The sequence below is a fragment of the Sphingomonas sp. STIS6.2 genome (assembly GCF_000732685.2).
Classification (GTDB): domain Bacteria; phylum Pseudomonadota; class Alphaproteobacteria; order Sphingomonadales; family Sphingomonadaceae; genus Sphingomonas; species Sphingomonas aerolata.
Map to the genome: position 1 here is coordinate 25,061 of NZ_JPDP02000061.1, position 17,699 is coordinate 42,759.

General features: G+C 66.5%; 14 protein-coding genes and 1 tRNA gene. 9 read left to right on the forward strand and 6 right to left on the reverse strand.

The genetic code is table 11. The annotated features are described in order from the left end of the window. Positions 1 to 27 precede the first annotated feature (27 nt). On the forward strand, positions 28 to 897 hold the full coding sequence (locus sphst_RS10935) for a dienelactone hydrolase family protein (protein ID WP_031394976.1): 870 nt from the start codon (positions 28 to 30) through the stop codon (positions 895 to 897). Positions 898 to 1,014: 117 nt separating this feature from the next. Beyond that, positions 1,015 to 1,632 (forward strand): glutathione S-transferase family protein, encoded by a 618-nt coding sequence (locus sphst_RS10940; protein ID WP_031394975.1) that lies wholly within the window; start codon positions 1,015 to 1,017, stop codon positions 1,630 to 1,632. Between the two features lie 213 nt (positions 1,633 to 1,845). Here sphst_RS10940 and sphst_RS10945 read toward each other — a convergent pair whose 3' ends face one another. Together sphst_RS10945 and sphst_RS10950 are read right to left on the reverse strand one after the other, a co-directional pair. Continuing rightward, the gene (locus tag sphst_RS10945) at positions 1,846 to 3,435 is read right to left on the reverse strand and encodes a DEAD/DEAH box helicase (protein WP_031394974.1); all 1,590 of its coding nucleotides are present in this window, start codon (positions 3,433 to 3,435) and stop codon (positions 1,846 to 1,848) included. A 130-nt stretch (positions 3,436 to 3,565) separates the two neighbouring features. Beyond that, positions 3,566 to 4,039: a hypothetical protein gene (locus sphst_RS10950; RefSeq protein ID WP_031394973.1), complete on the reverse strand. Its 474-nt coding sequence runs from the start codon at positions 4,037 to 4,039 to the stop codon at positions 3,566 to 3,568. Between the two features lie 66 nt (positions 4,040 to 4,105). On the opposite strand from sphst_RS10950, the gene sphst_RS10955 reads away from it, so the two are divergent. Together sphst_RS10955 and sphst_RS10960 are read left to right on the forward strand one after the other, a co-directional pair. Beyond that, positions 4,106 to 5,554 (forward strand): FAD-binding oxidoreductase, encoded by a 1,449-nt coding sequence (locus tag sphst_RS10955; protein WP_056405234.1) that lies wholly within the window; start codon positions 4,106 to 4,108, stop codon positions 5,552 to 5,554. A 64-nt stretch (positions 5,555 to 5,618) separates the two neighbouring features. Next, positions 5,619 to 6,386 (forward strand): SapC family protein, encoded by a 768-nt coding sequence (locus sphst_RS10960; RefSeq protein WP_031394972.1) that lies wholly within the window; start codon positions 5,619 to 5,621, stop codon positions 6,384 to 6,386. Between the two features lie 303 nt (positions 6,387 to 6,689). Here the strand turns inward: sphst_RS10960 and sphst_RS10965 are convergent, their stop codons facing one another. Next, the gene (locus sphst_RS10965; protein WP_107045547.1) at positions 6,690 to 7,568 is read right to left on the reverse strand and encodes an N-formylglutamate amidohydrolase; all 879 of its coding nucleotides are present in this window, start codon (positions 7,566 to 7,568) and stop codon (positions 6,690 to 6,692) included. A 97-nt stretch (positions 7,569 to 7,665) separates the two neighbouring features. Between sphst_RS10965 and cpdR the strand changes: the two genes are divergently transcribed. Then, entirely contained in the window at positions 7,666 to 8,043 is a 378-nt protein-coding gene (gene cpdR / locus sphst_RS10970) for a cell cycle two-component system response regulator CpdR (RefSeq protein ID WP_031394969.1), read from the forward strand. 44 nt (positions 8,044 to 8,087) lie between these two features. Further along, a tRNA-Val gene (locus sphst_RS10975) sits at positions 8,088 to 8,162 on the forward strand. Between the two features lie 189 nt (positions 8,163 to 8,351). On the opposite strand, the gene sphst_RS10980 is transcribed toward sphst_RS10975, so the two are convergent. Together sphst_RS10980 and sphst_RS10985 are read right to left on the reverse strand one after the other, a co-directional pair. Then, positions 8,352 to 9,101 carry a TorF family putative porin gene (locus sphst_RS10980; RefSeq protein ID WP_051916469.1) on the reverse strand — a complete coding sequence of 250 codons (750 nt, stop codon included), beginning with the start codon at positions 9,099 to 9,101 and terminating at the stop codon, positions 8,352 to 8,354. Beyond that, a complete protein-coding gene (locus sphst_RS10985) occupies positions 9,098 to 9,547 on the reverse strand; it encodes a hypothetical protein (protein ID WP_234387580.1) in 450 nt (149 codons plus the stop codon). The genes sphst_RS10980 and sphst_RS10985 overlap by 4 nt, the downstream gene beginning before the upstream one ends. Before the next feature lie 336 nt (positions 9,548 to 9,883). Between sphst_RS10985 and sphst_RS10990 the strand changes: the two genes are divergently transcribed. From sphst_RS10990 to alr, 3 genes are all read left to right on the forward strand, one after another. Beyond that, positions 9,884 to 11,068, forward strand: coding sequence for an acetyl-CoA C-acyltransferase (locus sphst_RS10990; protein ID WP_107045543.1), 1,185 nt, complete (start codon positions 9,884 to 9,886; stop codon positions 11,066 to 11,068). A 112-nt stretch (positions 11,069 to 11,180) separates the two neighbouring features. Beyond that, on the forward strand, positions 11,181 to 13,250 hold the full coding sequence (locus sphst_RS10995; RefSeq protein ID WP_234387581.1) for a TonB-dependent receptor: 2,070 nt from the start codon (positions 11,181 to 11,183) through the stop codon (positions 13,248 to 13,250). Positions 13,251 to 13,338: 88 nt separating this feature from the next. Further along, complete coding sequence (gene alr, locus sphst_RS11000) at positions 13,339 to 14,382, forward strand: alanine racemase (protein ID WP_234387583.1); 1,044 nt, start codon at positions 13,339 to 13,341, stop codon at positions 14,380 to 14,382. 141 nt (positions 14,383 to 14,523) lie between these two features. Here the strand turns inward: alr and sphst_RS11005 are convergent. Further along, a partial coding sequence (locus tag sphst_RS11005; protein ID WP_325049473.1) for a TonB-dependent receptor domain-containing protein occupies positions 14,524 to 17,699 on the reverse strand: 3,176 nt, incomplete at its 5' end.

Below are 17,699 nucleotides of genomic sequence, written 5' to 3' on the forward strand. Positions count from 1 at the left end.
CAGATCAAAGCCGGCAGGAGAGGCCCCATGTGCGACGAGCATACCGCAGACGATAACGAACACTATCTCGCCGCCATGTCGCGGCGCCAGTTCGGCGTGATGACCGGGGCCGCAGGCCTCGCGATGCTGTTGCCCGTGCCGGCCGATGCGAAGCCGATCAGCGGACGCGAGGTGTCGATCAAGACGCCCGATGGTCAGGCTGACGCCTATTTCGTCGCGCCGGCCACCGGGACTCATCCGGGCGTGCTTGTCTGGCCGGACATCATGGGTCTGCGCCCCGCGTTCCGTCAGATGGCCGATCGACTCGCGCAGTCGGGTTATGCCGTCCTTGTCGTCAATCAGTTCTATCGGTCGACCAAGGCACCGTTCCTTAGCCCCGGTGAATCCTACGACCAGCCGGCCGTCCGCGCTCGAATTGCACCCTTTCGTGACGCGCTTACACCCGAGGGTACGGTCCGTGACGCCAAATCCTTCACCGCGTTCCTGGATGCGCAACCGCAGGTGGATCGCAAGCGCGGGCTGGCGACCACCGGCTATTGCATGGGCGGGCCGATGGTAATCCGCACCGCTGCTGCGGTATCGGGACGCATCCGCGCGGGGGCGACGTTTCACGGCGGTGGGTTTGTGACCGACACACCCGATAGCCCGCACCGGCTGATCCCTGCACTGAAAGGCAGCTATCTGATCGCGATAGCGGCGAACGATGATGCGCGCGCACCGACCGAGAAGGACGTGCTGCGGGCGGCCTTCGCGACAGCGAAACGTCCGGCCGAAATCGAGGTCTATCCGCAAACGATGCACGGATGGTGCCCGCCCGACAGCAAAGTCTATAATTCGGTGCAGGCGGACCGTGCGTGGGGCCGCATGCTCGCGCTGTTCGCGACGGCGCTGGCGTAAGATTCATCGCTGCTTCGTTCGACGGCACAACCCGCTGGGTGCGAGCCGCGATCGCATCTTGACGGCATGGCATCGCCATGAGACCATCGTTCACTCTATGTTCTTGAGGGGCGAGCCATGACGTTGACGCTGTATTCGAATCCGATGTCGCGGGGACGTATTGCTCGCTGGATGCTCGAGGAGACCGGGGCGGCTTACGATACGGTAATGCTCGATTATGCGACAACGATGAAGGCGGCGTCCTATCTTTCGGTCAATCCGATGGGCAAGGTGCCGGCTATTGTCCATGACGGCCACGTCGTTACCGAATGTGGCGCGATCTGCGCCTATCTGGCCGACGCCGTGCCCGAGGCGCAATTGGCGCCGACGGCCGACGAGCGGGCCGACTATTATCGATGGCTATTTTACGCGGCCGGGCCTTTGGAGGCGGCAATCACCAACCGATCGCTCGGCGTGGTCCCGACCGAGACGCAGCAGCGGATGGTCGGTTATGGGACCTATGACGCCGCCATCGCAGGACTTGAGCATGCCGTTGCGGCGCATACCTATATCGCGGGCGAACGCTTCACGGCAGCCGATGTCTATGTCGGTGCCCAGGTCATATGGGGATTACAGTTCGGCACGATGCCGAAGCTTGCAGCATTCGAGGCCTATGCCGCCCGCCTGACCGAACGCGCGGCCTATCGGCGGGCAGCAACGCTGGATGATGACGCTATGGCCAAGATGGCGTCATGAGGTTGCGCTAGGAGGTCGAATGCCCGATCAGGCGGCCCAGACGCGAGCTAACCCGTCAGCGCCTGTGGCCCCATCGCGCGGGCATTCGTCAGTTCGGCCACGTGCCCCCGTACTCCCAAGGCGATCGCTCCGTGGATCGACGATCAAAACGGAAAGCGCGCTTGTGTCGTTATCGCTCCTATAGTGGGCAAGCCTGAAGCTAAGTTCTCGGCATCACTCGTATCCGCCAATCACGGCATTCAGGAAGCTGGGGAAGGGGCCGTTCCACCCGTCAACCGGCGCGTCGGGCACGGTACTGCGGCGGGTGGCCCGCACGGGATCGACCTTTGGCTCGCGTGCCTGCTCGGGCATGGCGGTCGACGGTGCTGGCGGCACTGTCGGCACCGGGACCGCGGCAGGACGTTCCGCGACCGGCGCGATGGGCATTGCCGGAGCAACACGGGGAAGCGCAGGCTGTGCGGCAGGGACCGGTTCGTCAATCGGCGTCCGAGCCCAGCGCGACGGTTTCGGCGTCGCGGCGGGCAAGGGCGCTGCGATTTCGGCGGCAGCCATCACTGCGTCCTCGACGGCATGGGCAACCACATCGGCACGCGGCACCCGCCGGGTCCGCGACCGCTCGCGCCGCGGTGGCAGCTCTTCATCGCTCTCGAACGGCGCGGTAGCCGCCGGAGCCAGCGCTCTCGGCTCGGACAGCTTCAACCGCTCGATCGTCTGGCCCGTCAGCTTTTCGATATTCTGGATATTCTCGGAATCGTCGGGTGCGACGAAGGTATAGGCTGTGCCCGTTGCGCCCGCACGGCCCGTGCGGCCGATCCGGTGGACATAATCGTCGGGATGCCATGGCGCGTCATAGTTGAAGACGGTCGACACGCCTTTGATGTCCAGACCACGTGCGGCGACGTCCGAGGCGACGAGGATCGTCACCGCACCGTTCTTGAACAGGTCCAGTTCGGCGAGACGCTGGGGCTGCTCCATGTCGCCATGGATTTCACCTGATTTGTAACCCGCCTGCTTCAACACCTTGTTGAGGTCGCGCACGGTCGTCTTGCGATTGCAGAAGATGATCGCGTTGGTGACCTCGTCCTGCGCCAGGATCCGGCGCAGTGTCTCGCGCTTCGCGGTCTGGCTGGCGACCGGGACCAGATACTGCTTGATGTTGAGGTTGGTCGATGCAGGGCGCGAGACCTCGATCGTCTTGGGGTTCGAGAGAAACTTGTCCGCCAGCTTCTTGATCGGCGGCGGCATAGTTGCCGAGAACAGCAGCGTCTGGCGCGACTTGGGCAGCTTGGTGCAGATTTCCTCGATGTCGGGGATGAACCCCATGTCGAGCATCCGGTCCGCCTCGTCGATGACCAGCAGCGAACAGCCGTTGAGCATGATCTTGCCGCGACCGAACAGGTCCATCAGCCGGCCCGGCGTCGCGATCAGGACGTCGACGCCCTTTTCGAGCGCGGCGAGCTGGTCGCCCATCGACACGCCACCAATGAGCAGCGCCATCGAGAGATGCGAATTGACGCCGTATTTCTCGAAGTTTTCGGCAACCTGCGCGGCAAGTTCACGGGTCGGCTCGAGGATCAGCGAGCGCGGCATCCTGGCGCGGCTGCGGCCATGGGCGAGAATGTCGATCATCGGCAGCACGAACGACGCGGTCTTGCCGGTGCCCGTCTGGGCGATGCCGATGATGTCACGCATCATGAGAACCGAAGGGATCGCGCCGGCCTGGATCGGCGTCGGCTCGGTATAGCCGGCGTCAGTGACCGCCTTCAGGAGTTCTTCGGAAAGGCCGAGATCGGCAAAGCTCATTTATATGTCCGGGAAAAGGAGGGCGCGCATTATTCCCTCAAGCGCCCCGCCGCTCGCGGATTTCCAGCAAAATGTCAAGGAAAGCGGGTGGCGACACGACGAAAGTCGCACATCACCCCAGCGGTCTTGTCTATTGCTTGAGCTTCAGCGTCTTGAAGTCATCGATTTCGCAGCGCGCCCCGGACCGCATGCGAATCGCGTCGCGATCGCGACATATCAGACCGTCACCGCTCGGCCGCAGGTAAAAGCCCGGATAATAGTCGAGTGGTTTGCAGTCGCCATCAAGCTTCGCGCGCAATCGCGTGCCGTCCTGCATGACGAGATCGACCGAGCCCGGCTGGCCGAGAAAGGCGCCCGCTATCTCCGCGACGGCGACGCATTTGGGCCCCTTGCGCTCCTTCCACTCGCGCGGCTTCGACAAGGGCGCGCTACCGACGGGTTGGGCCGATCGCCTGAACATGCGGGGGACGCGGATGATGATCCGCTCGTGGATCGAGACCTGCGTGATCTCGACGCGCGCGCGCGTTGGCACGGCGGGGTTCGCCACGGCCGCGAGGGGGGCGGTGAGGGCGAGGAGGGAGGCGGGAAGCGCAGGGTGAATCATGATGTCGCTAAGCAGCGTTAACCGCGATCGTTGAACGGGAGGTGAATTGCGCTTAGCGGCGCTGTCATGACGCCCGAACAGACACAGATGCTCGACGCGCTTGCCCCGCAGCTCGAGCGCAAGTCCATCGTCACCGATGCCGCCGATATCGCCCCCTGGCTCGAGGACTGGCGCGGCCGGTTCCACGGTGCAGCCCCGCTGATGTTCGCTCCGTCGTCGGTTGCCGAGGTATCGGCGATCGCCCAGGCCGCGCTGGCGTTCCGCGTCCCGTTGGTACCGCAGGGCGGCAACACGTCGATGGTCGGCGGGGCGACGCCGCCCGCCGATGGCCGTGCCGCCCTGCTGTCGCTGCGCCGTCTCAACCGCATCCGGTCGATCGATGCCGAGGCAGGCCTCGCGGTGGTGGAGGCAGGCGCTATTCTCGCCGATCTCGACGACGCCGCACAGGCGGCCGGCCAGCGCTTCCCGCTGACGCTCGGTGCCCGCGGCAGCGCGACGATCGGCGGCCTGGTCTCGACCAATGCCGGCGGCACGCAGGTGCTGCGGTTCGGGACGATGCGCGGGCTGGTCGCAGGCGTCGAGGCGGTGCTGCTCGACGGCAGCGTCCATGACGGCCTGTCTGCGCTGAAGAAGGACAATCGCGGCTACGACATCGATCAGCTGCTGGTCGGATCCGAGGGAACGCTGGCGATCGTCACCGCAGCCACATTGCGGCTGGTGCCAGCCGTGGCCGCACGCGCGGTCGCCTGGGTCGGGGTCTCCGGACCTGACAGCGCGCTCCGGCTGCTCCGCCGCTTGCAGGCGGCGACTGACCGTGTCGAAAGCTTCGAGATCCTGCCGCGTGAAACGCTAGCGGCAGCGGTCGCGCATCTCCCGGGGACGCGTCCCCCGCTCGACGGCGACCATGCCTGGCATGTCCTGATCGAGGCAACCGCACCGTCCATGGACGGCGAGACCCCCGCGGCGCTGCTCGAACGGCTGCTGGGCGCCGCGCTGGAGGCAGGGCAGGCCGAGGATGCCGTGATCGCCGCCAGCGAGGCGCAGGCCGCGGCATTCTGGCGGATCCGTGATTCCCTGTCCGCGGCCGAGCGTGCGCTCGGCCCCGCCACCCAGCATGACATCTCGGTCCCGGTCGAGACGATGCCGCGCTTCATGATCGATGCCGCGCGGGCCTGCAACGCGCGGTTTCCCGGTACGCATGCCAGCGGGTTCGGCCATCTGGGCGACGGCAATGTCCATTTTCACGTCCGCGCCCCGCAGGGCACCGATCCCGCGCGCTGGTATGCCGAGGATGCGCCGGTCGTGACGCGCTTCGTCGACGATCTGGTCGTCGCGGCCGGAGGATCGATCTCCGCAGAGCACGGGATCGGCCAGATGAAGATTGGCGAGCTGGAGCGGTTGTCGTCGCCCGCACGGCTGACGATCCTGCGCGCGGTGAAGACCGCATTCGATCCGCACGGGCTGCTGAACCCCGGCAAGCTCGTCACGCTTGCACGGGCAGGCGTCACGCCATAGAGCCTCGCGCCAATCGCCGGCGTCCTGCCGCCCAGATCCTCTGACGAAACACTGGAGATACATGATGGCCAGCGCACCGCAGCTTCCGCTCTTCTACAACGGCCTGGAGCCGCTTTCGAGCGACACGCACGCCGATTACAAGGTCCGCCCGCAGGAGAGCGCGCCGTTCCTCGTCGGCCAGCATGCGATCCCGATCACGGTTGACGAATTCCCGCTGGTGCAGCGTCACATGCCGATCGTCTTCTCGGTCGGCGACGATGCGATCCCGCTGGCGCTGATGGGCCTCAACGAGGGCGTCAACGTCTTCATCGGCGACGACGGCAAGCTGACCGAGAACACCTTCTACGTTCCCGCCTATATCCGCCGCTATCCGTACATGCTCGCGCGGCTGCATCCCGATGCGCAGGAGCTGTCGCTCTGCTTCGATCCGACCTCCGATGCGCTCGGTGCGTTCGACGAGGGCGACGCGCTGTTCGCGGATGGCGCGCCGACCGAGGTCACCAAGTCGATCCTGGCGTTCAATGAATCGTTCGAACAGGCCGGCGCGCGCACGCAGAACTTCATGAAGGAGCTGCGCGAACTCGGCCTGCTGATGGACGGCGAAGTCTCGATCCAGCCCGACGGCGCCGAGCAGCCCTTCGTCTATCGCGGGTTCCAGATGGTCAACGAGGAAAAGCTGATCGACCTGCGCGGCGATGCGCTGCGCAAGATCAGCAAGTCGGGGATGCTGCCGCTGCTGTACGCACACCTGTTCTCGCTCGCGCTGATGCGCGACATCTTCGCCCGCCAGGTCCAGCTCGGCAAGACGCCGCTGCCGCAGCTCGGCGGCTGATCCGCCCGTGCCGACCGATCGCAGTACGGTCGGTCGGCGCAGCGGATGCCGGTCGTTCGCGCTGGGATCCCGGGCTGCGATCGTTGCGGCGCAGAATTTTTCGCGTTGGGGTTGAACCAAAATCCCGCTCGCCCATTTTAGACCTGTACGGCACCGTGTCCCCCCTTTCGCGGCGTCGTACGGCACGCTTCCAGCGTGCCTCCTCCCTGAACCTTGGCCACCTCGTGCTTCGCGCACGGGGTGGTTTTTTTATGTGCCGAGCTAGGGTCCCGCTGCGGGGGATCGGTGTCGCTAGCGCTGGCCTTATTCGGCCGCTGCGGCCCGGGTGGTGGCCGATGCGCTCATTCCCAGCGCCTCGTTCGTCAAGGTCGTAAGAAGGGCCTTGAGCAGCCGCACCGTCGCATCCACGCCGGTGCCCAAGCCGTCGAACTGGCGATCCAGATAGAGCGATCGATCAAATTCGAGCTGGATCGCGTGGATCCCCGCGGTGGGACGCGCGTGCCGTTCGAGGATATGCCCCCCGGCATAGGGCGCGTTGCGGGCAAAGGGTAGGCCCGTATCCGCGATCTCGGTCTCGAGGCAGGCTAGGAAGCGCGGATCGGCGCTGCGGCCGAAGCGGTCCCCCAGCACGAGCCGGGGCGGGCTGCCGCCCGGTACGCCCGCCGCCGAGAGCGGCGGCATCGAATGGACGTCGAGGAGGATCGCGATCCCGAACTTCGCCTGCGCTGCAGCCAGCGCGTCGTGCACCGCGTCATGATAGGGGCGGTGGTCGTTGGCAATCCGGCTGGAGATGTCCGCGTCGGTAAACCGGCGCCGCCAGAGGTCGGGCGCGGCGGCTGCCCGACGCGGCACCAGGCCGAGGCCGCTTCGCAGCTTGGCGGAGGGTTGAGGCTGCGCCATCGGGTTCGCCCCCTCGTCCACGCGCGGATCACGTTCGGCCTCGCTGCGGTTCAGGTCGATCCAGGCGCGTGCCCGGGTCTGCACGATCATCGTCTCGACCGTCCGTGCCCGGGTGGCAACGATGTCGATATGACGGTCCTCGAGCGCCACCACGGTGTCGAACGGGACGCGCAACGCCTCGCGCAAGGCGGGCGGATAGTCGCGACCGGCATGCGGTACCGACATCACCACCGGGCTGGCAGGCGGCAGGTCGCCGAAGCGCGTGAACGAAGGAGACTGCATGCGGAAAAGCGTAGGGCGCATTGCATGAACGGGCAAACGATCTGGAAATCTTAACTGCTTATGGAGTAACGGACCGCTAAATCACGGGAATATATCGATGTTGCGAATCCTGCTGGCCGAGGATGATCAGGTCATGCGCGAATATCTTACCCGCGCCCTGCAGCGATCGGGGTATGCGGTGACCGCGGTCGACCGTGGCACCGCGGCGATTCCGCTGCTCGAGACCGAGACGTTCGACCTGCTGCTGACCGATATCGTGATGCCGGAGATGGACGGCATCGAGCTGGCACAGCGTGCTGGCGAGCTCTGCAAGAACCTCCGCGTCATGTTCATCACCGGCTTTGCGGCGGTCACGCTGAAGGCGGGCAAGACGATGCCGCAGGCGCGCGTGCTGTCCAAACCCTTCCATCTCCGCGACCTGGTGGCCGAGGTCGATCGGCTGTTCGAGATGGATAATGCAACAAGCTTCAATTGAGCGCTTGCGCCCCGCGATAAGCGCGGCTAGTGGAGCGCTCCGGCGGGCGTGTAGCTCAGTGGTAGAGCACTGTGTTGACATCGCAGGGGTCGCAAGTTCAATCCTTGCCACGCCCACCATGGAATTGACCCTACCCGGTCTTTCTCGTCTTTGCAGACAGAAAGCCGGGTAGGGATAATTCGAAGCGGAGGATGTCCTCAGGGACTTCCGGGCTTCCCAAACCCCATAATGTCATTTCTGGATCTTCGTGAGCACGGCCCTTAAAGGGGGCCGGACTCGGGAGCGCGGATCAGTGCGCTCCCGCGGGATCAGAAGCCCAGCCGCGCGCGGGCGACGATACGGTCGCCGCTGTGTCGCGCATCCGCAAACGGGCCGGTCGCATCGGCGCGTGCGATGTCGGTGCCGATATAATCGACCCCGAGCGTCAGCGGCCCCTGCTGGCGTTCGATGCCCAATCGCCAATCGGTATAGCTGCCACCGGGACGCAGCCGCTGTATGCGCAGCGGATCCGTCGTGGTGCCCGAGGAGTGCCCGATACCTGCCAGCAGCGTGTAGGGCGTCCCGGGGATCCCGGCATCGGCATTCGCATAAAGATAGACGTTGCTGCCCCCCAGCCCATCCTGCGACGGGGCGAATTCGATCCCGCCGACCAGACGGGCCGGACCATAGCTGTACCGCGCGGACGCGCCGATCTCGGCATAGTCCATCCCGGTGCGCGCGCCGGCGAACAGATGCCCGGTCGCGGACGTCCGGAGCGTGACTGCGCCCAGATCCCACCCGGTTGCCAGCATCACGTCGACGACCGCGTCGGCGCCCGCGTGGCGGTCGGCGTTGCGGAGCGTCGTCACGCGCGCTGTCGCGTCGATCCTGCCGAGCGAGGCCGCCGCATCCGCGGACAGTACCGCGCGGCCCTCGCTCCAACTGAGCCCGCGGCGTGCCTCGTCGGTGGCGACCTCGATCCCGCCGGAGGGCGCGACCTGTGCCCGCACGGACGTTGGGAGAAAGGCTGCCGTGCTGCACAGGGTCAGCGCGAGTGTATGCGTGAGGGGGCGCGTCATCCTGCGGCCAACGCTCCGTGGATCTGATCGAGTTCGGCGCGGAGTACGTCATGGTCTTCCTGTGCCATCGCGGTCACGTCCTGATGCAGGTCGCGCGTCTTCGCGGCGACCTCGCGCGCGATCGCGGCGCGGCTGCTGCTGCACCATCCCGGCTGGTGGCCCGCCGCGACGCCATCGCGCGCGAAGTTGCGCGTCATCAACGTGCCAGAAGACGCCTTGGCATGGCGGTCGACGATCATGTTGGCGGTCCAGGCACAACGCAGCGTCGAGGATTGTCCGGCTGGTGCGACCGCGCCGATCTGGCGGTGTTCGACGACGACCGCGCCGCGATAACGGACCTCCACGGGGCCGCTGTGATGATCGACCCGCGTCGTGTGTTCGATGGTCGGTGCGGCCATGGTGGCGGCGGTCGCGAGCGCGAGGCCAGCGAGCAACATATGGGTCATGTTCGTCTCCTTTCGGGTCCCGGCTTATGCTGGCCGGTGACGCTTCCAAGTCTGGGCACGGTCGATTGACCATGCCCTTTGAACGCGCGCGTCTGGCGGTTCGTTGCGCCGGTACCGCGTCGGGCCGGGGGTGCGACGTCCTGCGTGCGGCAATTCGGGGCAGCGCGCCACGGCGGCGCGGTGGTGTTGACACACCATTTACCGCGGGTATGGCAGGGCGCTCAGAGCGTCGGTTGCAGCGACTTTGGATGATCCGGTATGGTCCGCGCCCGTGCGCGGCGACGCCGGCCCCGGTCCACTGGCGCACGCCGCATGCCGTTTACAGGAACGATCACCATGACCGACGATCCGATCATCATCGCCAGCTATGCCCGCACCCCGATGGGTGGATTCCAGGGGGCCCTGTCAGGGGTTACCGCGACCGAACTCGGCGCGACCGCGGTCAAGGCGGCGGTCGAGCGCGCACGCGTCGACCCGGCGGTGATCGACCGCATCTATATGGGCTGCGTCCTGCCTGCCGGGCTGGGCCAGGCGCCCGCGCGACAGGCGGCACTCGGTGCGGGGCTTCCCGATTCGGTCGAGGCCACGACGATCAACAAGATGTGCGGATCCGGAATGCAGGCCGCGATCATGGGGTTCGAGGCACTTGCCGCCGGGACCGTCGACGTGGTGGTCGCGGGCGGAATGGAGAGCATGACGAATGCGCCCTTCCTGCTCGCCAAGCATCGCGGCGGCGCGCGGATCGGCCATGACGTCGTCTCCGATTCGATGATGCTGGACGGTCTCGAGGATGCCTATGAGAAGGGCAAGCCGATGGGCGCGTTCGCCGAGGACACGGCGGGGGCCTATCAGTTCACGCGGGCGGATCAGGACGCGTTCGCGCTCGAAAGCCTCGCGCGGGCGAGTGCGGCGGTCACCGGGGGGCATTTCCGCGACGAGGTCGTGCCGGTGACGGTCAAGACGCGCGGCGGTGACGTCGCGGTCGTCGAGGACGAGCAGCCGGGCAAGGCAAAGCCCGAGAAGATCCCGGGCCTGCGCCCCGCCTTTGCCAAGGACGGCACGATCACCGCGGCGACCTCGGCGTCGATCTCGGACGGTGCCGCGGCGCTGGTCCTGACGCGGGCGAGCGTCGCCGCGCGGCTGGGGCTGGCGCAGGAGGCGCGGATCGTCGCGACCGCCGCGCATGCGCACGCCCCCGCGCAGTTCACGACCGCACCCGTCTCGGCGATCCGCAAGGTGCTCGACCGTGCGGGCTGGACGGTCGGGGACGTCGACCTGTTCGAGGTGAACGAGGCGTTCGCGACGGTGGCGATGATCGCGATGCGCGACCTCGCAATCCCGCGTGACCGGTTGAACGTCAATGGCGGCGCCACCGCGCTCGGCCATCCGATCGGTGCAAGCGGCGCGCGGATCATCGCCACGCTGGTCGCCGCACTCAAGGCGCGGGGTCTGCGCAAGGGCGTGGCGGCGTTGTGCATCGGTGGCGGCGAGGCGACGGCGGTCGCGGTCGAACTCATCTGATCCAGCCTGGCGGGGGCGGGGGACCGCATGCGCGCCCCCGCCTTTGCCCTGGCGTCAGGTCTTTGGTGAAAGAGGCTTTTCGCCAGAGGTGCAATGCTGGCATGAGCCCGCAATGATGATTATCGCGCGATCGCGTCGCCTGTCCGCCGCCCTTCTCCTTCCGCTTGCGCTCCCGACGCCGGGCATCGCGCAAAACTTCGCCCCATCGCCCGTCACCGAGACGCCGCCGGTGATCGTCGTCACCGGGCGCGGCCTGGCGGATGCACCCGGCGACCGGGCCTACGACATCGTCACGATCGACCGCGACCGGATCCAGTCGAGCGCGAGCAACCGGCTGGAAACCGTGCTCGCCGATGTCGCGGGGCTGCAGCAGTTCCGCCGCTCGGATTCACGCAGCGCCAACCCGACCAGCCAGGGCATTTCGCTGCGCGGCATCGGCGGCAATGCGTCCAGCCGCGCGCTGCTGCTGTACGACGGCGTCCCGCAGGCCGACCCGTTCGGCGGGTGGGTCGCGTTTCCCGCCTATGCGACAGGCCGGCTGGGCCGGATCCGCGTCACGCGTGGCGGCGGCAGCGGCTATCAGGGGCCGGGCGCACTTGCCGGCACCGTCGAGCTCGAAAGCGCCAGTCCCGACCAGTTGACCCCGTTCCAGGCGGGCATCGCCTATGGCAGCCGCGATTCGGTCGACGCGCAGGCCTCGGCGGCGCTGGTCCGCGACGGCGGTTTCGCGGTCGTGTCGGGCGCCTATACGCGCGGCGACGGCTTCACGCCGACGGTCGCCGGGTCGCGCGGCGCGGTCGATCGCCCGGCGCCGTATGAACAGGCGTCGGGCGCCGTGCGCACGGTGATCGCCGTCGACGCGACCACCGAACTACAGCTGAACGCGAGCGCCTTCACCGACACGCGCGACCGCGGCAGCGATTTTACCGACAATCGCAGCGAGGGCGCGGATGCCAGCCTGCGGCTGGTCGGGCGGGGGCGCTGGGGCTATTCGCTGCTCGGCTATCTTCAGACCCGCGCCTTTGCCTCGAGCTTCGGCAGCATCAACGCTTCACGCAGCGCGACCACCCAGTCGCTCGACCAGTATAATACGCCCGCGACCGGGCTCGGTGCGCGGTTCGAACTTCTGCCGCCGCTAGGTGAGGCGATCACGCTGCGGCTCGGCGCGGACATTCGCGACGTCAGCGGCAAGACGCAGGAGCTGTTCTTTTTTGCCGGCGGCAATCCGACGCGGCGACGCGAGGCGGGGGGCAGTTCGACCACGTCGGGGCTGTTCGCGGACGGCAGTCTCGTCGCGGGCGATGTGACGTTCAGCCTTGGCGGGCGGATCGACCGCTGGACGATCGACCAGGGTTATCTGTCGGAACGACCGCTTGCCGGCGGGCTGCCGGTCACCGACCTGCGCTATGCCGATCGTGAGGGCACCGAAACGACGGGCCGCGCGGGGATCGCCTATCGTCCCGTCGACGCGGTTACGCTGCGTGTTGCGGGCTATCGCGGCTGGCGGCTGCCGACGCTCAACGAACTCTATCGCCCGTTCCGCGTCGGCAACGACACGACCGCGGCCAATGCGCTGCTGTCGCCAGAGCGGCTGACCGGGGTCGAGGGTGGGGTCACGCTGGCGCCCGCGCCGGGGGTCAGCATCGCCGCAACCTATTTCTACAACAGGCTGAAGGACGCGATCGCCAACGTCACCCTCTCGTCGACCGCGACGAGCGCGTCGCGCGTCCGCCGCAACCTCGACGCGATCCGCGCGCACGGGTTCGAGATCGATGCCGCGTATCGCCCCGGCCCGGTCGGCGTCCAGGCCTCTTGGTCGCACGTCAACTCGACCGTTGATGCCTCGGCCGCCGCGATCGCGCTCGACGGACTGCGTCCGGCCCAGACGCCGCGCGACCAGGTATCGGCGACGGTCGACTGGCGCCGCGATGCCGCCGCCGCGTCGCTGACCGTGCGCCATGTCGCGCGCCAGTTCGACGACGATCAGAACAGCCGCAGCCTCGATCCCGCAACCACGCTCGACGCCTATGCGGCCTATCCGATCACCCGCGCGCTGGTCGTCGAGGCGCGCGCGGAAAACCTGTTCGATGAAACTGTCGAGGCGGGGATCAGCAGCGGCACGATCGTCGAGCGTGCGACGCCGCGCACGCTCTGGATCGGGCTGCGCTACGCCATGCGGTAACAGACGGATCGGGGCCGGGCGAGGGCGGGCAGGCGGGAAGGTCATCGACGATGCCGCGCGAGCGCTCTATCCCGCGCGGGTGACCGATATCCCCGCCCCGCTCCGCCTGCGCCTCGACGGCGACGCTCTCGTCCGCAACTGGCAGACGCTCGACCGGATGAGCGGCCGCGCCGCGTGCGGTGCGGCGGTCAAGGCGAACGGCTATGGTCTGGGCGCGGTCGAGGTCGCGCAGCGTCTCGCGGGGGCGGGGTGTCGCGACTTCTTCGTCTCCAACTGGCGCGAGGCGGTCGAGCTGGCACCGCTCGGCCTCACGGTGTCGGTCCTGCACGGCGTCCGCGACGAGGACATGGCGGCGGGCCGCGCCGGGGTCGCGCGCCCGGTGCTCAACACGCCGGCACAGGTCGCGCGCTGGAAGGCGGCGGGTGGCGGCGCGTGCGACGTCATGGTCGACACGGGGATGAACCGCCTCGGCGTGTCTGCGCAGGATATCGCCGACGGACTGCTCGACGACCTGACGATCGAGACGTTGATGAGCCATCTCGCCTGCGCTGATGAGGACGCGGCGATGAACGCGGTACAGCGCGATCGGTTCGCGGCGTTGCAGGGCATGACGGGCGCGCGTCGGATGAGTCTTGCGAACTCCGCGGGGATCGCGCTGGGGCACGACTATGCGTTCGATCTGACACGGCCGGGGCTGGCGGTGTATGGCGGGGTGCCGCGAGGGGAACTGGGCGACGTGATCGTGCCGGTGGTCTATCCCGAGGCGGAGATCCTGCAGGTCCGGCGGGTGCGCGCCGGCGACGCGGTCGGGTATAATGCGACATGGACCGCGAAGGCCGACACCGATGTCGCGGTCGTCAATCTTGGATATGCCGACGGGTATTTCCGGGGATTTTCCAGTTGCGGCACCGCATGGCATGGTCAGGACCGGCTGGCAGTGATCGGCCGGGTCTCGATGGATCTCGTCGCGATCGACGTGACCTCGGCGACTGTGAGCGAGGGGGACTGGATCGCCTTTGACGTAGCCTTGCCGGATGCGGCCGTTGTGTCGGGGATGTCGCAATATGAACTGCTGACCGCGATGGGCACCAGGTTCCAGCGCCTTTGGGACGCGCCGCGTATATCTGCGTGACGCTCCGCGCGGGCAAGGCGCGGCACTAGGTCACGGCAAGCACCGCATAGGTGTTCGCGGACCGGCGGGTTACAAAAAAAAGGGGCGGTGGAAATCACCGCCCCGCAAGGGATACCGTTTGTCGCGAAAATTGCGATCAGGTCAGAACTTCGCCTGGAACCCGGCGTAGAATTTGCGGCCCAGCGGCTCGAAGATCGCGGTGCCGGCGCCGATGCCCGTCGAGCCCAGTGGCGGGAGGCGGTCGGTGAGGTTGTCGATGCCGAAGTAGAAGTTCGTTTCGCGCGTGACGTTCACGCCGAACTTCACGTCCATGTAGAACACGTCGGGGTAGTAGGGGATGTCGAAATCGTCGAGGTTCTGCGGGACGCGGCCCTGGAACGACTGACGGTTCTCGGCGGCCCCGACCGACTGCTTCGTGATGTAACGCATCTGCAGGTTGCCGAAGACCGAGCCGAAATCAGCGCCAAGGTTCCAGTTGACCTGATCCTTGGGCGTTCCGACTTCGCCGACCGTCGTGTCAGCAAAGCCCGGCTGCGTCGGGTCGGTGAACGAGCTGTTGGTCAGCACGTGCGTGTAGATGATGTGGCTGTTCAGGCGAACATCGCCAAAGGTGTGGGTGTAGTTCAGGTCGACGTCGATGCCGCGAACCTGCAGCTTTGCATAGTTGAGCAAGGTCTGCTGAAGGCTGCCCTCGACGATTCGATACTGCTCTTCACCGACAGCACCGGTCTGACCCGCGGGAACGCGAGTGAAGAGCGAGCAGAACTGGTTGCCGGTCGTTGGCGAATCGTAGCAGCTGTTGATGATGCCCTGCGCCGATGGCGCGGTGATCACATTGTTGACCTTGATGTTGTAGTAATCGACCGACAGCGTCAGGCCCGGGATAAACCTGGGCTGGAGCAGCACGCCATAGGTGTAGGAATCCGACTTTTCGACGTCGAGTTGCGGATTGCCGCCGCTGACAATCTCCAGCGTCTGTGCGTAGACATAGTCGTAGGTGGTCGGAATGCCCGCCGCGGCGCAATTGCCGGCCCGGAACTGCGTGCCCCCCGCGACGTTTCGCGCCGAGCACGGATCTGTGACGGTGGCGAAGTTCTGCGATTGCGGCGAGTAGAGATCGGACAGGTTGGGCGCACGGACCGAGCGAGAATAGTTTCCGCGGAAACGGATCCCATCGATCGGCGTATAGGTCGCGTTGCCGCTATATGCGTAAACCGTGCCCGCCGAGCCCTTGTAATCCGACACGCGGCCCGAACCGCTCAGTGTCAGCTCGCGGATGAGCGTGATGTCCTTCAACAGCGGTATGCGGATTTCGCCATACGCTTCCTTGACCTCGAACGAGGTCGGGTCGAACTTTCCGATCGCGTTGTAGAAGGTGTAGCCTGACGAGACCAAGGGATCCTGCTCGTAGAAGGCCGTCTCGCGCCGGTATTCGCCGCCGACCGAGAAGCCGATGTCGCCGCCGGGCAGGCTGAACAGCTGGCTCAGATCGCCGGAGACGAAGCCGTTGATGTCAAGCTGCGTGATCTTGCCACTCGAGACCGTGTCCTGAAGGACGTAGTTCTTGGCCGCCTGCGAGATATTCCCTGTGCCGAACGGATTGAGCGGCTGGCAGGCGGCGATATCCGCCGCCTGGACGGCTGCGTTTCCGGCGATGTCGCCGCCGAAGGACGCATCGGCGCGCGCCTGACCCGTACCCGGCAGCTGCGATCCGCAGATGATCTGGCCGTTTGCCGGATTGGTGACAGCGTCGAGGGCAAGCACCATGCGCTGCTGGTTCAGATTGCCCATGACCTTCGTCTTTTCGCGGAACTCGCCATAGTTCCCCGCAAGCTCATAGTGCCAGTCGTCGTTGAACGTGCCCCGGACACCGCCGACGAGGCGGTAGGTTTCACGACGCGCCGCTTCGGTACGGACGCCCAGATCGGTGAGGTTCTTGCGCAGGATGAAGCGGAAGGACCCATTGTTGATCGCGGTGATGTTCGCGGCCGTGAGCGGTGCGTTGGTGGTCGGATTGATACCGCTTGCGAGGATCTGCGCAGCGATGGTGTTGCGCGCATCGGCCGACAGATAGGGGTTATCAAGTCGCGGACGCTCGTAGAGAAGGTCCAGCGTTTGGCCGGTGAAGAAGGCCGGTCCCGAGCTCCCCTGTCCGACCGAATCGGTGCGCGAATATTTGGCCTCGATGAACGGGACGAAGGCGTCCGATACCTCGAAATGGCCGATGAGATTGGCCGAGTACCGGTTAAGTTCTGGCAGGATCTGAATCAGCTGCCCTTCACGGCGCGTGTCGCCATTGCCGCTCAGATAGGATCCGGCCGGCACCGCGCTGGCGCGGAACGGGTTGGTGGCACTGCCCGTGCCGGCCGTTGCGGCAAGGCCGACGCGCGAGCCGGTTTGCTGCGCGAGGGCGCCGGACGACTGGAACAGGAAGTTGCACGAGAAGGGGCGTCCGGCATTGTTGAACGTCGCCGTCGGCGTGTTGTCGCGCCCGCACGCGCCGGTCGGGCTTGCAAAGGCGACAAGACCGCCGGCCGAGATCGTTGCCGACCGGATATCGCGGAAGAACACCGAATCCGGAATGCCGTCATAGTTCAGGTTCGTCTGACCGGTAGCGACGCCCGCGGAGTCGGAATCGGTTGCGATGAAGCCGTTGGCCTGGCGCAGATAGTCGCGCTGCGACGCGTAGAGCGCATTCTGCCGCGAATATTCCAGATTGACCGCGAGGTTGCCGCGACCGTCGGCGAAATTCTTGCCCGCCAGGACGCTGCCAAAATAGGACCCGGCATCGCCACGCTCGCTGATCGCACCCTGGCCGCGGACCTGCAGACCCTCGTAATTGTCCTTCAGGATGAAGTTGACGACGCCGGCCAGCGCGTCCGATCCGTAGACGCCCGAATTACCGCCCGTCACAAGATCGACGGACTGGATCAGGTCAGTTGGGATCGTGTTGGTGTCGACCGATACGGCGTTGTTGAGGATGTCGGACCCGACATGCCGGCGACCGTTGACGAGCACGAGCGTGCGCTGCGTTCCAAGGCCGCGCAGATCGAGCAGGTTGAGGCCGGCCGTGCCGAGGAAGCGGGTCGAGTTCGCCTGGCTGTAGGTGCTCTGCAGCTGCGGCAGATCGTTCAGGACGTCGCCGATCGACGTCTTGGCGGTCGTCGTCAGTTCGACCGCACTGATCGTGCTGACGGGAACCGCGGATTCGCCGTTCGGGCTGGCGATGCGCGACCCGGTGACGGTGATCTCTTCGGGGGCGGACTCGCGCCGCGTTGCGCCATCGGCGCCCACCGCCGGCTCGCCCGCGACCGGCG